Here is a 19533-nt window from a genome sequence, read left to right as displayed (position 1 = left end):
TGGACCTGACACGGCGTCAGTTGTTGCAACGGGCAAGCATTGTCGGTGCGTTCAGTGCGCTGGCATCGAGCCCGGCGTTGGGCCAGTTGCTGCGCGCGCCTCGGTTGATTCCGTGGCGCAACTGGTCGGGCGGGCAGAGCTGCCAACCAGCCGCGCGCCTGGCGCCGAAGACTCTCGATGAACTGACCTCGGTGATCCAGCAGGCACCGGGCAAGATCCGCCCGGTCGGCTCGGCGCATTCCTTCAGCGCACTGGTGCCCACCGACGGCACGTTACTGTCCCTGAGTTACTTCAACGGCTTGCTCGAACATGACCCGAAAACCCTGCAAGCCGAATTCGCCGCCGGCACCCCGATGTCGCGCATGGGCGTGCCGCTCAAAGAGGTCGGCCAGGCCCTGCAAAACATGGCGGACATCGACTATCAAACCCTCGCTGGCGCGATTGCCACCTCGACCCACGGCACCGGCAAAACCTTCCAGTCTTACTCGGCCCATGTCTGCGGCATGCAACTGGTGACCGCCAGCGGCGAAGTGCTCGACTGCGACAGCCAACGTCATCCCGAAGTGTTCACTGCTGCTCGCGTCTCCCTCGGCGCACTCGGCGTAGCAACGAAAATCCGTATGCAAAACCGCCCAGGCTATCGCCTGCGCGAAACCCAGTGGATCGCCAGGACCGAAGAACTGCTTGAAGACCTCGACAAGAACACCCGCGAAAATCAGCACTGGGAAATGCTCGTCGTCACTCATTCCGACTACGCACTGTCCATCGCCCTCAACGAAACCAGTGATCCGCCCACACCGCCGATCAGTCCCGAGGAGGAGGGCGGTAACGAGTTCGTAACGCTGATCGAAAAGATCGACAAGTACGCCAGTGATTTCCCGGATCTGCGCCGCACGCTGCTCAATAACCTGCGCCATCTCGCCAGTTTCGATGACCGGGTTGGTGACTCGTTCGACATCTACGCCAACGTGCGCACCGTGCGCTTCAACGAGATGGAATATTCGGTGCCCGCCGAATACGGTCCGGCCTGTCTGCGCGAAATTCTCAAGCTGATTCAGGACAAGGATTTGCGCACCTGGTTTCCCATCGAGTACCGCTACGTCGCGGCCGACGATATTCCGCTGAGCATGTTCGAGGGCCGCGACAGCTGTTCAATCTCGGTGCACCAGCATTACCAGATGGATCACCACAACTTCTTCGCAGCGGTCGAGCCGATCTTCTGGAAGTACAACGGCCGCCCGCACTGGGGCAAGTTGCACACGCTTAATGCGCGGACGTTGCAGACGCTGTATCCGCGCTGGCAGGAATTCATTCAGGTTCAGCAGGCGCTGGATCCGGGCGGCAAGTTTCTCAATGCACATCTGTCGTCGATTCTGGGGGTGAGCTGATGGCGGTCAATCGACGCAATTTTCTGCTCGGCACATTGGGTGTTAGCGCGTTGCTGGTGGGAGTTGGCGCGTGGCTGCGGCCGGGGGATCGCGGCGCGCCATACAGCGAATATTTCCGCGCGCTGAATCGCGAACTCAAGGCGAACGGCCCGATGCGCCCGGTGTTGTTGATTGATCTTGATCGCCTCGATCACAACGTTGACGTGGTGGTGGCGTCGGTCAAACGCAGCGGCAAACATCTGCGGCTGGTGGAGAAATCCCTGCCGGCGCCGGGCCTGTTGAGTTACATCGCTCAGCGCGTCGGCACGCAGCGGCTGATGTCTTTTCATCAGCCGTTTCTCAATCACGATGCTTTGACGTTTCCGCAGTCCGATATTCTGCTCGGCAAACCGCTGCCGGTGCGTTCGGCCGAGCTGTTCTATCAGACGCACAAAGGTGAGTTCGAGCCGGCCAAACAGCTGCAATGGCTGCTCGACGGCCCTGAGCGCCTGCAACAATACCTCGACTTGGCGCGAGGCTTGGGCACGCGGATGCGCATCAACATCGAACTGGATGTCGGCCTGCATCGCGGCGGTGTCAGTGACGTGAATGTGCTCGGGCCGATGCTCACCATGATCGCCGCCAATCCGCAGCATCTGCAGTTCGCCGGGTTCATGGGCTACGACCCGTTTGTGGGCATGGGTGTGCCGGGGATTCTCGGTTCGCCTGAAGAGTTGTTCGCCAAGGTGATGGTGATTTACCAGCGCTGCGTCGACTTCACCCGCCAGCAATTCCCGGCGTTGTGGCATGACGGTTTGACTCTGAATACGGCCGGCAGTCCGAGCTATCGCATGCATGAAAATGAACGTCTGAGCACTGAAGTTTCGGTGGGCACAGCGATGCTCAAACCGACTCACTATGATCTGCCGTCGCTGGTCGATCACCTGCCCGCTGCCTACATCGCCACACCCGTGCTGAAAAGCACCGGTGCGGTGAACATCCCGGCGCTGGATGACAAGTCCAAGCTGTTCTCGTGGTGGGACGCCAACCAGCGCCAGACCTTTTTCATCTACGGCGGCAACTGGATGGCCGAGTTCGAATCGCCGCGCGGATTGCAAAGCAACGGCGTGTATGGCCGCAGCTCGAATCAGGAAATGGTCAACGGCTCGAATGCCGTGGGGCTCACCGTGGAGGATCAAGTGTTCCTGCGCCCGACCCAGACCGAAGCTGTCCTCCTGCAGTTCGGGGACTTACTGGCCGTGCGCGGCGGCAAGATCGTCGACACCTGGCCGGTCTACACCTGACATCAAATCACCACCAATCTCCTGTGGGAGCTCAGCCAGACACTCATTTTGCGTCCAACACAAAACCCTGTGGGAGCTGGCTTGCCAGCGATGGCAGTGTGTCAGCCAAATAAATGTTGCTGACCTGACGCTATCGCTGGCACGCCAGCTCCCACAGGTTTTTGTGGTGCCCCGTCGATCTCACTCCAATTCCGACATGAAGCTTTCATGACAAAAGTTCGGTAGCACATAGCCAGTCCGGTCATGCCTATGTAACGCGCTTGAGGGGCCTTGAGGCCGCTTTTCACAAGCCGAGGCGGGACGCCGGGAGTGAGGCAATGGGGACTATGGAACGCTACTCGAAAGTGGGCATGCAGGAACTCGATCAACGCCTGTCGAAGATCGTCGAAGCCGCGCGCAAGAAGCCGGTTTCGGTGTATCGCTACGGCGCGCCGTGGGTCTGGATCGTGTCGCAGGATGACTGGCAGGGCGCCTTGAAAGAGGTCTCCAGCTACATTCCGCCCGGCCATTCGCTGGTGCTGCTGCGCCCGCAGATCGACGATCTGCTCGACGCCCATCGCGAGCTCCTGCACGACCTCAACGCCCAGCCCGGCATGCTCATCCCCGCGCAAACGGTCATGCACATCCTGCTCCTGCAACTGCTGTATTCGGTGCCCAGCGAACAGCAGCTCTACGAACAGCTGAATTACAACCTGCTGTTCCGCTGGTTCGTCGGCCTTGGCCTGAACCAGAAAGTCTGGAGCTTCAACGTCCTCAGTCGCGACATCGCCACGCTGCTCAACAACCCGCGTGCGGTGCAGCTCATCCAGAAAATCATCGGCGAAGTGTTCTGCGGTGCCTTGCTGCAAATGCCCGAGTTCTCGTTGAACTTCGCGCTGTTGCACACCTGGCTCGGCAAGCATTCCTGCGCCTCGACAGCCAGCAATTGATGACGCGGCGCTTGAGCGCCAACAGATCCAAGGGAATTTCAGGGGGTAGTGTGGAACAGATTTTCACGTCACGGCTGGCGCTGTGGGGCTGGTTGCTGGTGACGGCGGGCGCGCAGCCGGTGTTCGCCGAAGAGGCCGCCGAAAGCGCTGCCGCCCAGCGTCTGGTCGACGTCAACGAATACTTCGTGCGCGGCAACACCGTGCTCGATGCGCGGGCGATTGAAGAGGCGGTGTACCCGTTTCTCGGCCCGCAAAAAGCCCTGACCGATATCGAAGGCGCGCGTGATGCGTTGCAGAAGGTCTATCAGGAACGCGGCTATCAATCGGTGTTCGTCGAACTGCCGGAGCAAGCGGTCGCTGACGGCATCGTCTACCTGCAAGTCAGCGAAACCAAGGTCGGCCGGGTGCGGGTGGTCGGCGCCAAACACTATTCGCCGCTGGATATCCGCGACAACGTCCCGGCGCTGAAAGAAGGCGAGGTGCCGGACTTCGCCAAGGTCCAGGGCGAACTCGCGCAACTCAACAAAACCCCGGGCCGGCAAGTCATGCCGCTGGTGCGCGAAGGTCAGCGCCCCGGCACCATGGACGTGGATTTGCAGGTCGAAGACCAGAACCCGTGGACCGCCAGCGTCGGTCTCAACAACGACTACAGCGCCGACACCGAAAAACTGCGTGCCGTCACCAGCCTTGGCTACAACAACCTCTGGCAGCTCGGTCACAGCATTTCCCTGACCTACTTCACCGCGCCCGAAGACACCAGCAACGCCAAAGTCTGGTCCGGTTCCTACACCGCGCCGCTGACGGATCGCTGGAGCGTGCAATTCTCCGGTTATCAGTCCGACAGCAACGTCGCCACCATCGGCGGCAGCAACGTGCTTGGCAAAGGTCATTCCTATGGGGTTGCGGCGATCTACACGCTGCCGTCCAGTGGCAACTGGTCAAACTCGCTGTCGGCCGGCATCGACTTCAAGGATTTCGACGAGCGCCTGACCCTGTCCGGCGAGAGCGACAAAGTCCCGCTGCAATACGCGCCATTCACCTTCGCCTACAACGGCTATCGCTACACCGAAAAGAGCCAGCTCGGTCTCGGCCTGAGTCTGGTCGCCGCCACGCGCAGCATCTTCGGTTACGGCAGCTCCGACGAAGATTTCGACTACAAACGCTACCGCGCCAACCCGAGTTTCGCCGTACTCAAGGGCGACACCAACTTCACCTGGACCTTCAACAACGACTGGCAGAGCGCCAGCAAAGCCGCGTTCCAGTTGGCATCCGGTCCATTGGTTTCCAACGAACAGTTCTCCGCCGGTGGCGCAACTTCGGTACGCGGCTATCTGGCCGCCGAACGCACCGCGGATGACGGCTACTTGCTCAGCCAGGAACTGCGCACTCCATCGCTGGCCAAGTACGCCGGCACCTGGGTGCAGGACTGGCGCTTCTACGCCTTCGCCGAAGGCGCGCAGCTGTATCTGCGCGACGAACTGCCTGATCAGGACGCCAATTACGCCCTGGCCAGCGTCGGCCTCGGCACCCGCGCCAGCCTGAGCAAATGGCTGTCCGGCAGCCTCGACTGGGGCTACCCGCTACTCGAAGGGCCGAACACCTCGAAACAGGAATCGCGCCTGCACTTCAACCTTCAGGCCACTTTCTAACAAGGAGCACTTTTCATGCAGCGCCTCTTCCTTTCGTTGTTGATCTGCCTGGGCTTCGTGCTCCCGGCCACGGCTCAGGCCTGGTGGCAGGACGACTGGCATTACCGCAAACAGATCGCCGTCGACACCACGCCACAAGGCGCGGCGATCAATCAGGCGCTGGGCCGCACCGCGCTGCTGGTGCGCCTGCACACTGGCAATTTCACCTTCGACGGCGTGAAGGAGGACGGCTCGGATTTGCGCTTCGTCAGCGCCGACGATAAAACCGTGCTCAACCACCAGATCGAAAGCTTCGACGCGCTGATGGGCATGGCGCTGATCTGGGTCGATGTGCCGAATGTCGAGGGCGGTCAGCGTCAGGACATCTGGATGTACTACGGCAACCAGAAGGCCCAGGCCACCGGCAACGGCCAACTGACGTTCGATCCGAATTACACCGCGCTCTATCACTTCGAAGGCGCCACCGGCACCCCGGCCAAAGACACCACCGCTTACGGCAACACCGCGCAAAGCGCGACCGGCGCGAGCATCGACGGCGTAGTCGGGCGGGCCTTGCAGTTCAGCGGCCAACCGTTGCTGCTGCCGGCCAGCCCTTCGCTGCAACACAACGCGGGCAGCTCGTTCACCTTCAGTGCCTGGTTGCGCCTCGACCAGGCGAATGGCGAACAGTTGATTCTGGCCCGTCGTGAAGGCGCCAACAGTCTGCTGATCGGTGTGAACCAAGGCGTGCCGTTTGTGGAAATCGATGGCCAACGCGCCGTCGCCACGCAACCGCTGAATCCAGGCCAGTGGCAGCATGTTGCGCTGACGGCTGAAGGCTCCAAAGTCACGTTGTTCATCAACGGTCGCGAAGGCGCGACGTTGGCTGTGGCGATGCCCGCGTTCAACTCGGTCATGGCTGTTGGTGGGGATCTCTCGGCCAGCGCATTCCAGCCATTTACCGGCGCCATCGATGAGCTGCGCCTGTCGAAAGTCTCGCGTCCGGTACCGCTGTTGCTGGCCGATGCCACGTCTCAGGGCGCGGAGTCGAAACTGGTCGCTTACGGCGTTGATGAAGAACAGTCCGGTTTTGGTTTCGGCAGCCTCGGCTTCCTGCTCAACGCGGTGCCAATCGACGCCTGGGTGATCATCGCGGTGCTGGTGCTGATGATGTTCCAGTCGTGGGTAATCATGTTGCGCAAAAACCGCACCCTCGGCCGCGTCACCGCCGCCAACGAACTGTTCCGCGAGCAATTCGCCAAGGTCGGCACGCGCCTGGAGATGTTCGCCGATGACGTGCAACTCGCCCAGCGTTTGCAGCATTCGTCGCTGTGGCGTTTGTACCTGGTGGCGGTCAAGGAGATTCGCACCCGCCGCGAGCAGGGCGCTGACACTTCTTCGGTTTCCGCTGCGACCATCGAAGCCATCCGCTGCTCGATGGACGGCGTGCGCACCCGCGAAAACCAAGCCCTTGGCTCGAAGCTTTCGACCCTGTCCAACGCCATCGCCGGCGGTCCGTACATCGGCCTGCTCGGCACGGTGATGGGGATCATGGTGGTGTTCCTCGGCACCGCCATGGCCGGTGACGTCAACATCAACGCCATCGCACCGGGCATGGCCGCAGCCTTGCTGGCCACCGCCATGGGCCTGTTCGTCGCGATCCCGGCGCTGTTTGGCTACAACCGCCTGATCACCCGCAACAAAGAGGTCAGCGCCGACATGCGCGTGTTCGTCGACGAGTTCATCACCCGTCTGGCGGAGATGCATGGCGAGAGCCAGTTCAGTGAAGCGGCGCATCAGCGCGGCCATCACGCCAATGCATCCGTACCGGCCTGAGGAGCACTGACATGGCGTCCGTAAATACCTCCCACGACGATGATGACGATGCACCGGTCGACAGTATCAACATCACGCCACTGGTGGACGTGCTGATGGTGGTGCTGGTGATGTTCATCCTCACCGCCACCGCGCAGGTCTCGGGGATCCAGATCAACCTGCCGAAGGCCAGCGCCTCGGTGTCGCTGTCGGAAGCCAAGACCAAGGCGATTTCGGTCAACGATGGCGGTCAGGTGTTCCTCGATGCGTACCCGGTGACTTTGCCGGAGCTGGAGGAACGCCTGCGCATCGAGAAGGCGCAGAACCCGGATTTCCCGGTGATCGTGCGCGGCGACGCTACGGTGCAGTACCAGAAGGTCATTGAAGTGCTCGACCTGCTGCGCCGGCTCGAACTGTCGCAGGTCGGTCTCGTCACCGGCAAACCGAGCCAGGGCTGACCATGACCGCACAACTGCCAATCGAGCCACTGCCGCCGGTAAAGAAGTCGCCGCTGCGCTTTGTGAAGTGGGGCGCCGGGTTGCTGCTCGGCGCCATCGCCGCGTATTTGCTGTGGCAGTGGGCCAACGACATGAGCGGCATCCGCCGTGAAGCGCCGAAGGTGCCGACGATCATTCCGTTGCCACCACCGCCGCCACCGCCGCCAGAAAAACCGCCAGAGCCGGAAACCCCGGTCGAAGAAAAAATCGTCGAGCCCGAGCCAACGCCCGAGCCGCAAGAGGTCAAGCCCGAGGAAGAAGCACCGCCATCACCAGCGGACGATCTGGCCAACCCTATGCAAATGGACGGCGACGCCCAGAGCGGCAGCGATGCTTTCAACATCGGTGCAGGCAAGGGCGGCGGCATGGCCGGTGCGGGCGGCGGGCGCCTGGGCAACGGCACTTACAGCCAGTTCCTCGCGTTCACGTTCCAGAAGCTGCTGCGCGAGAACCCCGACCTGCGCAACCTCGCGTTTTCGTTGCAGGCCGATGTGTGGCTGAGCAGCGTTGGCGAGATCACCCGCGTCGAGCTGATCAAGTCCAGCGGCAACCCCGAAATCGACACTCAGGTGCTGGCTGCCTTGCGTAACGCGCCTGCCTTAAGCGAGCGGCCACCGGCCTCCATCACTTTGCCTGTGCGCATGTCCCTGCAAGGGCGGCGTCCGGGTTAACCGAACTTTTAGAGTTTTGCCATAAGGAGTTGTGTGCAGATGATTTCCAACGTGAATCGATTGTCCCTGGCGGTCGGCATGGTCATCGCGACCCTGGTCGGTCAGGCCGTGGCAGCGCCTGCGCCCTCGGAGAACGCCACGATCAATCTGATCCGCTTGCTGGTCGAGCAGGGCATTCTGAAACAGGACAAGGCTGACGCGCTGATCGCTCAGGCGCAGAACGAAGCCGCGCAAGCCAAACAGGCTGCCGCATCCACCGCCGTGGTCGCCGCCGGGCCGGTCGCAGCGCCGGGTGATGTGCGTGTGCAATACGTGCCGGCAGCGGTGCGTGACCAGATCCGCGATCAGGTCAAAGCCGAAGTCATGGCCACCGCCAAGCAGGAAAACTGGGCCGCCCCCAATACTTTTCCCGACTGGATTTCCCGCGTCAGCTTTGACGGCGACATCCGTTTGCGTGACGAATCGCGTTACTACTCGGGCAGCAACAGCAACGAAATCGTCGACTTCGCCAAGCTCAATAACAACGGCCCGTACGACGTAAACCCCAACAGCAGCACCGCATTGCCGCCGTTGCTCAACACCCGCGAAGACCGCGAAAACCTGTTCCGCCTGCGTGCGCGTCTGGGCATGAAAGCCGTGATCTCGCCGGAATGGACTGCCGGCATCCGCATCGGCACCGGCTCGGACAACAACCCGGTTTCCACTACGCAGAGCCTCGGCGGTGGTTTCGCCAAAAAAGACATCTGGCTCGATCAGGGTTATCTGAGCTGGAAGCCTTCGGACGAGTTGACCCTTACCGGCGGCCGATTCGGCAACCCGTTCATGTCCACCGACATGCTCTATTCCAACGACTTGAACTTCGACGGCGTGGCAGCGATTTTCGACCACAAACTCAGCCGCGACTGGGGCGTGTTCGGCACCGTCGGCGCGTTCCCGGTCGAGTACACCAACGACACCGCATCGAGCAACGGCTTCGACAAGGAAGACAGCGACAACAAGTGGCTGTACGGCGCGCAGCTTGGCGCGAAATGGGCGATCAACAGCAACAACCGCATCAAGGGTGCGTTGGCTTATTACCGTTTCGACGACATCGAAGGACAGCGCTCCAGCCCTTGCGAACCGTGGGCTGGCGCGCCGGGTTGCGACACCGATGGCAGCCGCAGCGCCTTCATGCAGAAGGGCAACAGCGTGTTCCTGCTGCGCGACATCACGCCGAACCCGCTCAACCCGTCGACCACGCCGCAGCCGCAATTCGTTGGCCTGGCTTCGGAGTTCAACCTGCTTGATCTGAACGTGGTGTGGGACGCCGACCTGCCGGAAGACTTCAAACTGCGCAGCCAGGGCAACTACATCCACAACCTCAGCTACGACGAAGGCGACATGCGCAAGCGCTCGGCCGGGCAGATCGTCAACAACCTCGACAGCAACGGCAACGTCGAAAGCGGCGCCAATGCGTGGATGGTGCAGTTCACGCTCGGCACCGCGCTGGAGCTGAAGAAGCAGGGCGACTGGAACCTGTTCGCGGGCTACAAATACATCCAGCCGGATGCCTTGCCGGACGGCTTCAACGACTCCTCGTTCCACCTCGGCGGCACCAACGCCAAGGGTTACTTCCTGGGCGCCAACTACGGTCTGGCAAAAAACGTCTACGCCACTGGCCGCTGGTTGAGTTCGGAAGCGGTGTACGGCGCGCCGTACGACATCGACGTCATGCAGCTTGAGATCAACACGCGCTTCTAAGGCGCCGGGAGAGGCTAATGCACATGCGCATTTTGTTGTTTGGTTTGGGGGTTTTGGTCGCCAGCGGGGCCAGCGCCGAAGGCATGGAAGAACGCCTGCGCACCCAGTTGCGCAGTACCACCCAGCAACTGCAAGCCCTGCAAAGTCAGCAGGCCCAGGCCAGCGCCGCGCAACTGGCGGCGCAGAACGAGGCCAAGGCTGCGCAGGCGCAGATCAAGCAATTGAGCGCTGAACTGGCCAAGGCCCAGGGCGTTGCCGAGCAACTGGCCGGGCAGCAGCAGAACCTGCACAGCCAGGCGCAGGCGCAAGTGGCGGCCAGCAACGAGCAGACCGGCAAGTTCAAAAAGGCCTATGACGAGTTGCTGGTCATGGCCCGTGCCAAAGAGGCGGAACGGTCTAAGCTTCAGGCGCAATTGGCTGAACGTGACACACAAGTGCAGCAATGTTCAGTCAAGAATCAGCAAATGTACGGCGTGGCCAAGCAGATCCTCACTGCCTACGAAAACATCGACGTGGCCGAGGTGATGAAGATCCGCCAGCCCTTCGCCGGCACGGCCCGGGTCAAGTTCGAAGAACTGACGCAAGGCTTTGGCGACGATCTGTACAAGACCCAATTCGACGCGCCACAAGCTGCGCTCGCACACTGATTGTTATTAGACGGATCAACAAGGAAGAACCCATGACTCAATTGATCACCCACGTTTCTCCGCAATCGCTGACCGACGTGCTGCAAGCTGCCGGTTATCGCGTGAACCAGACCGAACAGAACGGCATCGTGCAGTTGCTCAGCGCCAGTCAGGGCATTGGCTACGCGGTGCGTTTCGGCAATCCGGCGGTGGAGCAGGGCAGTTTCGTTGACTTCACGTTCAGCTGCGCGCTGCGGGTGCAGGGTGAATTGCCGGTCGGTGTCGCCGAGCAGTGGAACGCCTCGCGCCGTTTCGCTCGCCTGTCGTTGCAGGGCGAATTTCTGGTGATGGAAATGGACGTGGTGGTCGCGGCCGGGGTCAGCAACGAACACCTGCGTGGCAATCTCGAATTGTGGGATCGCCTGCTGCAGGAATTCATCGTCTATCTGCGTGATTTCGCGCAGAACGGTGCCGCCGCGCAAACCGCGAAAGTAGCGGTCGCCGAGCAAGAGGAAGTCGCGCTGTGAAGAAACCGGCCATGGTAATCAGCGCTGCGGCTGTAGCGTTGTTGGTGGTCGCCGTGGCGCTGGTGGTGCGACCGGGCAGTGACCCGGTCGCCGCTCAGCAACCGTCGCCAGTGGCAGCGGTTGCTGGCGGGCCGGCGGTTGCGCGGCTCGGCAATCAGCACGTCTCACCGGAGGAATTGCAGACGCTGTTGGCGACCGTGCCTGAGGCGACGCGCGAGCAACTGCGCGGCAACCGCGAGGCGCTGGAGCGCTGGATTCGTGCGCGGCTGGCGGAGAAAGCCGTGCTGGAGCAGGCGGATGCACAGGGCTGGGCGCAGCGTCCCGAAGTTGCACGACAGACCCGTGCGGCGACTGAGCAGATTGTGTTCCGGGATTATTTGCAGTCGGTGAGTCAGGTGCCGGCGGATTACCCGAGCGCGGCTGAATTGCAGCAGGCGTATGACGCGGGTAAAGCCAATTGGCAAACGCCGGCGTTGTATCGGGTCAGTCAGATTTTTCTTGGCGTGAGTGATGCGCAAAATCTGGATGCGGTGCGTAAGCAGGCGGGGGAACTGAGCAAGAAAGTGCAGACCGCTCCATCCGAGTTTGCCGTGCTTGCTAAAGAATTTTCTCAAGACCGCGTCACGGCCGAACGCGGCGGCGACACCGGCCTGCAACCCTTGCAGCAACTGGTGCCGGAAGTGCGCAGCGCCGTCGCGCGGCTCAAGGTTGGCGCAGTCTCCGATCCCGTCCAAAGCAGCGCCGGTTTCCACATCATCAAACTCACCGAACAACAACCGGCCCGCACCGCGACCTTGGATGAACTGCGCGACCAACTGACCAAAGCCCTGCGCGCCCAACGTCAGGAACAAATCGCCCAGGCCTACCTGGACGGCATGCTCAACACCGCGACCCTGAGCATCGACGGCGCCGAACTCAACAAAATCCTGGAGCAAAAACAATAATCCCAGCATCACCCCAAACCCCCTGTGGGAGCTGGCTTGCCAGCGATGAGGCCGGTAAATCCAGCATCATTGGCGCCTGACACTCCGCCATCGCTGGCAAGTCGAATCGTCGCACCGCAGCTCCCACAGTGGATGTGTGTAACGACCAACAACAAAGATCGACAGGGAGTCATCGATGTCATTCACCGAACCCGCAGGACGACCGGGCAATCCCGATTTTCGCTGGCCACAAGACACCGCCGAGCCTTGGCTGGCCCAGGCCGCGAGCATTGAGGGCGAGATCGCACAATACTTTCTGGTCAGCGCCCGTTGCGGCTGCTTCATGCAAGCCGCGCGCAGCCTCAACGTGCGCTCGACCCTGCTGCGCAAACAACTCGCGCTGCTTGAACAAACCCTGCAACGCTCACTGTTCAGCTTCCAGGGCAGCGCCCTCAGCCTGACCCGCGAGGGCCAACAATTGCAGGCGCAACTGATCGCCCTCGCACACGAACGCAAACTGCCGGTGATCGAACAGCCACTGATCCGCCTCGCCGTGGCCGAATCGATCCTGCACGACATCCTCGGCCGCGACCTCATCGCACTGCTGCGGCGCAACGCCAGCGTACGCCTGGAAATCATCGCCCTCGACAGCGAACTGGCCCTGCAAAGCATCAGCGCTGACATCGTCCTCTGGCTGGCCCCCGGCGACAGCCCAACCCCCGGCCCGACCTTCGCCACCAGCCAACCACAACGCCTCGCCCAACTCGACTACCTGCCGCACATCGCCAAACGCTACTCCCGCGTCACCGCCCGCCCGGAAAGCCCCGAAGACCTCGCCGACTTCATGCTGGTGCAATGGCAGCACGACCGGCAGATCGACAGCTTTCGACCGTGGAATGATCTGGTCGAGCAGCGGTTGGCTGGCGTGGTGCAGATGCAGTCTTATGAGCTGATGCTGGAGATGATTCGCTGCAGTGCGTGCATCGGGTTGTTGCCGATGTACATGAGCCGCTTTGATCGTGGGTTGGTTGCGTTGCCGGGGTTGTTTGACGAGGTGATGCGGTTGCGGGTTTGGTTGGCGGTGAATGAGCATTCGCAGGATGTCGCTGAAGTGCAAACCCTTGTGGAGCTGATTCAGCGCACGTTTAGTGAGCGGGGGGAGTGGTTTGAGTGACTGCGTAAAGGACGGACTTGTTTAATTAAATAAATCCGTCCCGTTTGTTAGTCCCGTTTGTTAGTGCGATCCGTTTTCGCTACTGTCAGATCTGACGGGTGGCGACGAATGGTCATAGTTAGCGTGTGATTACGGGCATCAGCATCAAAAGATCGCAGCCTTCGGCAGCTCCTACAAAGGCTGTGAGCTTTTGATTTTGCTCGACGAAACGGGATTTTATTTATTTGTTAATTAAATAAATCGGCCCATTGTTGCTGGAATGAAAGTCGAGCACTACTTGCGGCTATAAAAACTCTATCCGATCGATGATTACCTGACCATCCGACACCACCGCAATAGACTTGATACCGTTCAGAGCCCCTGTGTCGATCTCTTGCTGACGCTGGTAACGGGTGACCATTCGGTTGATGGTATTAATTGTCTCTCCCGCAGCGTCCCGAAAAACCAAATTAAACTGAGCGGCGCCACCGAAAATATTTCCACCTGCTATCCAGATTCGGAGTCTATTGGCGGTCCTGCCAACTAATTCCACATCATAAGATATGAAGCTGGTCTGCCCATTTGGCGTCGCTAGATATCCATAGAACGCTTGTCCTTGTGCATCTACATCGCCGACGAAATTACCAATCGCCAGACTATCGTTTGAATGCACTTTCCCCGTCAGAGTTACTTTGATTTTGCTAGTCGATACTGACTGCCCAACTTCAGAGGCTCCCTGATTGGGTGCGCCATCGAAATCCTCAATGTCCGGCAACCCCTGTCCAATGACCTGCGCTTCGGCGACTTTGGAGACCCCCACAATCTTGCCTGCCCTGATCTGCTCATACGTCACCTTCACTTCACTATCGGCAACTGCCTTTGCGTTAGGAATTCTGGATGCCAGCTGAGTCGGTAGATCGGTGACAGTCAAAGTGTCCTCGTGGGTTCCAACCAGCACGCCATTCAGCCACGCCTCGAACAGGACATGAATCTCATCACCCAATTTCCAGATACTCTCTCCCACTTGAATCAACGCCCACAACGGCCCGCCCTTCATTTTGTCGAGATCAACCACCGCCGGATCGTCATTGTTATCGGTAGGGTTCTCTCGAAGAATTGCCTTCGAAAGCAATACCTGATCCAGCCGCACATCAACCACAAGAGCCTTGGACCAATGATCTTGCGGATTGAAAACACCGAACTGCGTCGTGCCCGAGAGATTGCCAGTCTCACTTCTCACGTTGTACTTAATTTCAAACTGGGGATTGTTACGGTCGTTAGCGAAGTGCTGAGTGGTCAGGATGATTTCAATAGGTTTGGTCAGATCCGGGTTTGGGTCAGCAACCGTAGGCGCGATCTGAACAGTAATGATCACTCCACCGCAATTGATGGTTATTACGTCGTAAAGATGTTTGTGCGGGTAATCCAGCGTCAGCGTCACCCCGTTCGCCGCTTGCGTAGCATCGACAATGGGGTGGCTGATGCTGCTGGCCAGCTTCGAATGCCCGCCACCGGCAACCAGGTCGTCGCCGCCGGGTGCGAAGGTGTGGTAAAGCACATCCAACGGCGGCGACGTTTCGCGATTACCTGACAGGCGCTCAACTTCGCATTTCAGGCTGTTGATACCCTCCAACAGCAGACCCGGTGGCATACGCATTAACACTGGTGCGCTACTACTTTGAACCACGGTACTGCTGATCGGAGTGGGATTGCCGTTCAGGAGCAGGTGGAGCGGTTCAAGCGGAGTCTGACCCGGATAAGGCCCGAACACGATCATCACGCCCAACGAGTCCTGGAATTGGTTGACGATCCCCAGCCCGACATGCCCCTGGCTGACAGGCGTGATGTCGAGCGGGATTTGCACTGGCGTAAGGGCGAAAGGGCTGATAGGTGACGAAGTGGGAGTAGTCATGACGGATGCTCGCTCTGGGACGGATGGAGGCCTGCATCATCAGAGCATCGCGTGCGGGTGTTGCCTACTGTCAGATCTGACAGGTGGCGACGAGTGGTCGGAGTCGGTGTGTGATTGTGGACATCAGGATCAAAAGATCGCAGCCTGCGGCAGCTCCTACACAGCCCGCGTACGTTCGCGAACAGGCTGCGATCTTTTGATTTTGCTGGGTCAGGCCTGTAATTGAATCTGCCGGCCCAGCACATCCATCACATCGCAGCCGTCACGCAACAACATTGCTGCTGCGTGCGCGAGTTGCTGCACGTCTGCGCCTTTGGCACCGGTGATGTCGAGGCTGGCGAGGCTTTCCATCATCTGTGTTACGGCGAGGAAGCGGCTGGCTGCGCTGGCGTGGAGGACGTCGAGTGGTGCCTGGGTTGACACGAGCAGGACGGGGATTGCGTCTTCGTTGTGGGTCATTGCGATATGCGTGTTCATCGGTGTAGCTCCTTAGTAATCAAGAGCTGCCACTTGGTCGCCGTCAAACGATAGGGTGGCAACTGTGCGCAGGTTGACGGACCGGTCTAAGGTACCCGGCGCACTCGAAAGTGCCCTGCACACAGTCACCATTAGTCTTTGTTCCGAGCACACGAGTGCACGAGCAAAGTTTGGGAACAATGCGCACCTTAAAAACCGCCGAGCCGTCAAACCCGATCACGAATGAGTCGTGACAGGCGCGAGGATAGGGAGTGAGGGCAGGGCAGTCAATCGCCGGAGCGCCTGAAAGCGCTGGTTTGCCTGTAGGTCGTTTCCGGCGTTCAGCGTAGAACGCACGTCCTGTACCATTCGCAAAATTCTCAAGATTCGAATGGAGCAATTCATGGCAGGCAAGCCACCACGCAAGTCCCGGAAAATGGCGGTCTGCCTGGCCGTGTCATTGCTGATCAACGCAGGTTTTCTGACGGTCGTTGCGCTCAAGGTATTTGGCCAGCGCACGGACATGCTGAAAACCACAGAACCGCTGGTGATTGAAGCGAACAACGACGATGACAACGTCTACGTTCTGCCGCGTGGCACGACGCTTTATTACGAGAAAAGCTATCCCGAAGGGTTCAGCCGTTATCGGGTGTATTTCAATCATAAGGGCGTGATCGCCGGTGATCCGGTCCGCATGGAACCGAAGTATTGGGGCACGCTGATTGATCCGCTGTGGTTGGCGAATATTGATGCGGATACGTTGAAGGGGATATGTACAGGATCTGGCAGATGAGCGTCTGTCCGGTTTAGAGTGATCAGCCACACAACGATCACGGACGAATCGCCATGCCAGACCACAACTCCGCCATTCACCTCGAGCGCTTCAGCGAGCAGCATCTCGATGGCGTCACCGCGCTCTACAACGACCCGGCCGTGGCGCGGCAGGTGTTGCAGATGCCATTTCAGTCGGTGGAGATCTGGCGTCAGCGGCTGCTGGCGGGCAATGACCGGGCGCTGAAACTGGTGGCGGTGCATCAGGGCGTGGTGGTCGGGCAGATCGGGCTGGAGGCGTATTCGCGGATTCGCCGCAGCCATGCCGGCAGTTTCGGCATGGGTGTCGCGACAGCGTGGCAGGGCAAGGGTGTCGGTTCGAAGCTGTTGGCAGCGGCGCTGGATGTGGCCGACAACTGGATGAATCTGCACCGCGTCGAACTGGCGGTGTATGCGGATAACGAAGCGGCGATCGGCCTGTATCGCAAATTCGGGTTTGAGGATGAAGGGTTGTTCCGCGACTACGCGGTGCGCGACGGGCAATGGGTCGACACCCTGAGCATGGCGCGCCTGCGCAAGGTCTGACCTTTTGTCAGTGAATGCCTGACAAGGCGGCCGTGCAGGCAAATCACTTGCACGGTCGTCATCGGCATCTGCCATGCTCAAAGTCCGCAGCACCGCTTCTCAAAGGAACACCGCAATGGACGACGTACAGCAACTGGGCGAAATGCTTCGCCACTATGCCGACAGCGAAGCGCACAAGAAGCAGCAGTTCGAGACGCAATCGGTGACGTGGGCCACACGTATCACCGAACTGTTCGACAAGATTCAGCAATGGCTGGAACCGGTGCAGGCGCCGGGTTTGCTGGAGGTTGGCCGTGAGGCGTATGTCGCGTTCGGGCCGAGTACGCCGGTTGAGACGTCGACCTTCAAGACTGAAAAACTGACCATTGTGATCGCTGGCAAACCGGTGGAGTTTGTGCCGGATGTGATGGGCAGTGGCGGGCAGATTTCGCTGGCGGTGATGGGGCTGACGGCTGCGCGTTACGGCAGTATTTCGCTGGTGGGGTTGCCGGGTGGGGAGTGGCAGTGGCGCAAGACTAACGGGTTGAAGGATCCGGATACGTATGCGTTTGATGCGAACTTTCTGGCGCAGCAACTGCAAAGCCTGATCCCGCGTGAACGCGGCTGAGATCAAGAGCTTACCCCCTCACCCCAACCCTCCCGAAACGTCGGACCGCCCCCAAGGGGGCGAGGGGGAAAGGGGGCAGATCTGCGTTGTTGTCGAAAACGAGGTCTGCGGGAAATGGGGGCAGATCTTTGTTGCTTTCAAGTTTTGAGTTCACCTTCGATATTTCACGTCGATGTATCTCGAACAAACAACTCGGTCAGTTCCCTCTCCCTTGGGAGAGGGCTAGGGTGAGGGCTACCGCTGACACCCCTCACATATCAACATTCCCCCACCCCGGCTTCGCCACCTCCGGCGCCACCGCTTTCACTGTCTTGCCCGTCGCCAATTCAACCCGCCGCGCCACCTCCGGATCATCCGCAAACGGCGTCAGACTCGCGTCCTCCAGACTCTGCGCAGTCTCATTGCGCAAGCAGTACTCCACCGCCAGCCACAAAAACACCACGCCCAGTACATTCAAAAAAATCTCGAACATGACCTGCTCCCTTGATCAGGCGATCTGCGCTTCACGGTGGGCCAATGCTACGTCCGCCACCCGCACGGTGCGCCACACGTTGTAAGCCATCAGCAGCATGCCGCTGAGGAAGAACACCCCGCCGGCAAAGCGCACGATGAACCCCGGATGACTGGCTTGCAGCGCTTCGACAAACGAGTAAGTCAAAGTGCCGTCCTCGTTGATCGCGCGCCACATCAGGCCCTGGGTGATGCCGTTGACCCACATCGAGGCGATGTACAACACCGTGCCGATGGTCGCCAGCCAGAAGTGCAGGTTGATCAGCGGTGTGCTGAACATCTGCTCGCGGCCGAAGATTTTCGGCACCATGTGGTAGGTCGCGCCGAAGGTGATCATTGCCACCCAACCGAGTGCCCCGGCGTGGACGTGGCCGATGGTCCAGTCGGTGTAGTGCGAGAGGGCGTTGACGGTCTTGATCGCCATCATCGGACCTTCGAAAGTCGACATCCCGTAGAACGCCAGTGACAGCACCAGGAAGCGCAGGATCGGGTCGGTGCGCAATTTATGCCAGGCGCCGGACAAGGTCATCATGCCATTGATCATCCCGCCCCAGCTCGGCGCGAGCAGGATCAGCGACATCGCCATGCCCAGCGACTGTGCCCAGTCCGGCAGTGCGGTGTAATGCAAATGGTGCGGGCCGGCCCAGATGTACAGGGTGATCAACGCCCAGAAATGCACGATCGACAACCGGTACGAATACACCGGGCGATTGACCTGCTTGGGCACGAAGTAATACATCATCCCGAGGAACCCGGTGGTCAGGAAGAAACCCACCGCGTTGTGTCCGTACCACCACTGCACCATGGCGTCGGTGGCGCCGGAATACACCGGATAGGATTTGAACCAGTCCACCGGAATCGCCAGGTGATTGACGATGTGCAGCATGGCGATCACCAGGATGAACGCGCCGAAAAACCAGTTGCCGACATAGATGTGTTTGGTCTTGCGCTGCACCACGGTGGTGAAGAACACCATGGCGTACGCGACCCAGACCACGGCCATCCACACCGCGCCGGAGAATTCGATTTCGGCGTATTCCTTGGTGGTGGTGTAACCCAGCGGCAGGGTGATAAACATCACCACGATCACCGATTGCCAGCCCCAGAACGTGAACGCGGCGAGCTTGTCCGAGTACAGCCGCACCTGGCAGGTACGCTGCACCGCGTAGTAGCTGGCGGCGAATTGCGCGCTGCCGGCGAAGCCGAAGATCACCAGGCTGGTGTGCAAAGGTCGCAAGCGGCCGAAGGTGGTCCACGGCAGGTCCAGATTCATTTCCGGCCATACCAGTTGCGAGGCAATCCATACCCCCATCGCCATGCCCACGACGCCCCAGAAAATAGTGGCGATGACGAATTGGCGGACGACCTTGTAGTTATAAGCCTGTCCGATTGTTGCTGTGCTCATGGTCAGTTCATCCACGGTTGCAAAGTCTTGCCAGGCCACCCGGTCTGGCATGGACTGCACTGTAGAAACACCGTCGGAAACAAAACAGGCTCAGGAATATTCGATTT

The 19533-nt window shown here is 59.9% G+C and carries 19 protein-coding genes; 15 read left to right on the top strand and 4 right to left on the bottom strand.

Annotated elements, in window-relative coordinates:
• Nucleotides 1-59: 59 nt before the first annotated feature.
• From ACP7BN_RS01315 to ACP7BN_RS01260, 12 genes are all read left to right on the top strand, one after another.
• On the top strand, nucleotides 60-1388 hold the full coding sequence (locus ACP7BN_RS01315; RefSeq protein ID WP_426201561.1) for a D-arabinono-1,4-lactone oxidase: 1329 nt from the start codon (nucleotides 60-62) through the stop codon (nucleotides 1386-1388).
• A 74-nt stretch (nucleotides 1389-1462) separates the two neighbouring features.
• On the top strand, nucleotides 1463-2671 hold the full coding sequence (locus tag ACP7BN_RS01310; protein ID WP_426201560.1) for a DSD1 family PLP-dependent enzyme: 1209 nt from the start codon (nucleotides 1463-1465) through the stop codon (nucleotides 2669-2671).
• Nucleotides 2672-2997: 326 nt separating this feature from the next.
• Complete coding sequence (locus tag ACP7BN_RS01305; RefSeq protein WP_426201558.1) at nucleotides 2998-3600, top strand: transposase; 603 nt, start codon at nucleotides 2998-3000, stop codon at nucleotides 3598-3600.
• Nucleotides 3601-3650: 50 nt separating this feature from the next.
• Complete coding sequence (locus tag ACP7BN_RS01300; protein WP_426200999.1) at nucleotides 3651-5249, top strand: ShlB/FhaC/HecB family hemolysin secretion/activation protein; 1599 nt, start codon at nucleotides 3651-3653, stop codon at nucleotides 5247-5249.
• A 15-nt stretch (nucleotides 5250-5264) separates the two neighbouring features.
• A complete protein-coding gene (locus tag ACP7BN_RS01295) occupies nucleotides 5265-7064 on the top strand; it encodes a DUF2341 domain-containing protein (protein ID WP_426200997.1) in 1800 nt (599 codons plus the stop codon).
• Between the two features lie 11 nt (nucleotides 7065-7075).
• On the top strand, nucleotides 7076-7501 hold the full coding sequence (locus ACP7BN_RS01290; protein WP_420649933.1) for an ExbD/TolR family protein: 426 nt from the start codon (nucleotides 7076-7078) through the stop codon (nucleotides 7499-7501).
• Nucleotides 7502-7503: 2 nt separating this feature from the next.
• Complete coding sequence (locus ACP7BN_RS01285; RefSeq protein ID WP_426200995.1) at nucleotides 7504-8211, top strand: energy transducer TonB family protein; 708 nt, start codon at nucleotides 7504-7506, stop codon at nucleotides 8209-8211.
• 39 nt (nucleotides 8212-8250) lie between these two features.
• Entirely contained in the window at nucleotides 8251-9951 is a 1701-nt protein-coding gene (locus ACP7BN_RS01280) for a putative porin (protein ID WP_426200994.1), read from the top strand.
• 17 nt (nucleotides 9952-9968) lie between these two features.
• Nucleotides 9969-10598 (top strand): DNA repair protein, encoded by a 630-nt coding sequence (locus ACP7BN_RS01275; protein WP_426200993.1) that lies wholly within the window; start codon nucleotides 9969-9971, stop codon nucleotides 10596-10598.
• Between the two features lie 32 nt (nucleotides 10599-10630).
• Nucleotides 10631-11104, top strand: a complete 474-nt coding sequence (locus ACP7BN_RS01270; RefSeq protein ID WP_420649929.1) for a YbjN domain-containing protein — start codon at nucleotides 10631-10633, stop codon at nucleotides 11102-11104.
• Nucleotides 11101-12048: a peptidylprolyl isomerase gene (locus ACP7BN_RS01265; RefSeq protein ID WP_426200992.1), complete on the top strand. Its 948-nt coding sequence runs from the start codon at nucleotides 11101-11103 to the stop codon at nucleotides 12046-12048. The genes ACP7BN_RS01270 and ACP7BN_RS01265 overlap by 4 nt, the downstream gene beginning before the upstream one ends.
• Before the next feature lie 175 nt (nucleotides 12049-12223).
• On the top strand, nucleotides 12224-13201 hold the full coding sequence (locus tag ACP7BN_RS01260) for a LysR substrate-binding domain-containing protein (protein WP_426200991.1): 978 nt from the start codon (nucleotides 12224-12226) through the stop codon (nucleotides 13199-13201).
• 283 nt (nucleotides 13202-13484) lie between these two features.
• Here ACP7BN_RS01260 and ACP7BN_RS01255 read toward each other — a convergent pair whose 3' ends face one another.
• Together ACP7BN_RS01255 and ACP7BN_RS01250 are read right to left on the bottom strand one after the other, a co-directional pair.
• Nucleotides 13485-15092, bottom strand: a complete 1608-nt coding sequence (locus ACP7BN_RS01255) for a hypothetical protein (RefSeq protein ID WP_426200990.1) — start codon at nucleotides 15090-15092, stop codon at nucleotides 13485-13487.
• A 210-nt stretch (nucleotides 15093-15302) separates the two neighbouring features.
• Nucleotides 15303-15569 carry a short-chain dehydrogenase gene (locus ACP7BN_RS01250; protein WP_426200989.1) on the bottom strand — a complete coding sequence of 89 codons (267 nt, stop codon included), beginning with the start codon at nucleotides 15567-15569 and terminating at the stop codon, nucleotides 15303-15305.
• A 382-nt stretch (nucleotides 15570-15951) separates the two neighbouring features.
• Here ACP7BN_RS01250 and ACP7BN_RS01245 point away from each other — a divergent pair, with 382 nt between their 5' ends.
• The 3 genes from ACP7BN_RS01245 (at nucleotide 15952) to ACP7BN_RS01235 (ending at nucleotide 17511) form a co-directional block, all read left to right on the top strand.
• Nucleotides 15952-16341, top strand: coding sequence for a hypothetical protein (locus ACP7BN_RS01245; protein WP_426200988.1), 390 nt, complete (start codon nucleotides 15952-15954; stop codon nucleotides 16339-16341).
• 53 nt (nucleotides 16342-16394) lie between these two features.
• Entirely contained in the window at nucleotides 16395-16904 is a 510-nt protein-coding gene (locus tag ACP7BN_RS01240; protein WP_426200986.1) for a GNAT family N-acetyltransferase, read from the top strand.
• 115 nt (nucleotides 16905-17019) lie between these two features.
• A complete protein-coding gene (locus ACP7BN_RS01235; RefSeq protein ID WP_426200985.1) occupies nucleotides 17020-17511 on the top strand; it encodes a hypothetical protein in 492 nt (163 codons plus the stop codon).
• Nucleotides 17512-17761: 250 nt separating this feature from the next.
• Here ACP7BN_RS01235 and ACP7BN_RS01230 read toward each other — a convergent pair whose 3' ends face one another.
• Together ACP7BN_RS01230 and ccoN are read right to left on the bottom strand one after the other, a co-directional pair.
• Nucleotides 17762-17983: a cbb3-type cytochrome c oxidase subunit 3 gene (locus ACP7BN_RS01230; RefSeq protein WP_426200984.1), complete on the bottom strand. Its 222-nt coding sequence runs from the start codon at nucleotides 17981-17983 to the stop codon at nucleotides 17762-17764.
• 15 nt (nucleotides 17984-17998) lie between these two features.
• Complete coding sequence (ccoN, locus tag ACP7BN_RS01225) at nucleotides 17999-19426, bottom strand: cytochrome-c oxidase, cbb3-type subunit I (protein ID WP_426200983.1); 1428 nt, start codon at nucleotides 19424-19426, stop codon at nucleotides 17999-18001.
• Between the last annotated feature and the right edge of the window lie 107 nt (nucleotides 19427-19533).

This window comes from Pseudomonas sp. TWP3-1, from assembly GCF_049896625.1.
Taxonomy (GTDB): domain Bacteria; phylum Pseudomonadota; class Gammaproteobacteria; order Pseudomonadales; family Pseudomonadaceae; genus Aquipseudomonas.
The sequence above is the reverse complement of the archived record's forward strand: the minus strand, read 5'-3'. Positions and strand labels throughout refer to the sequence as shown.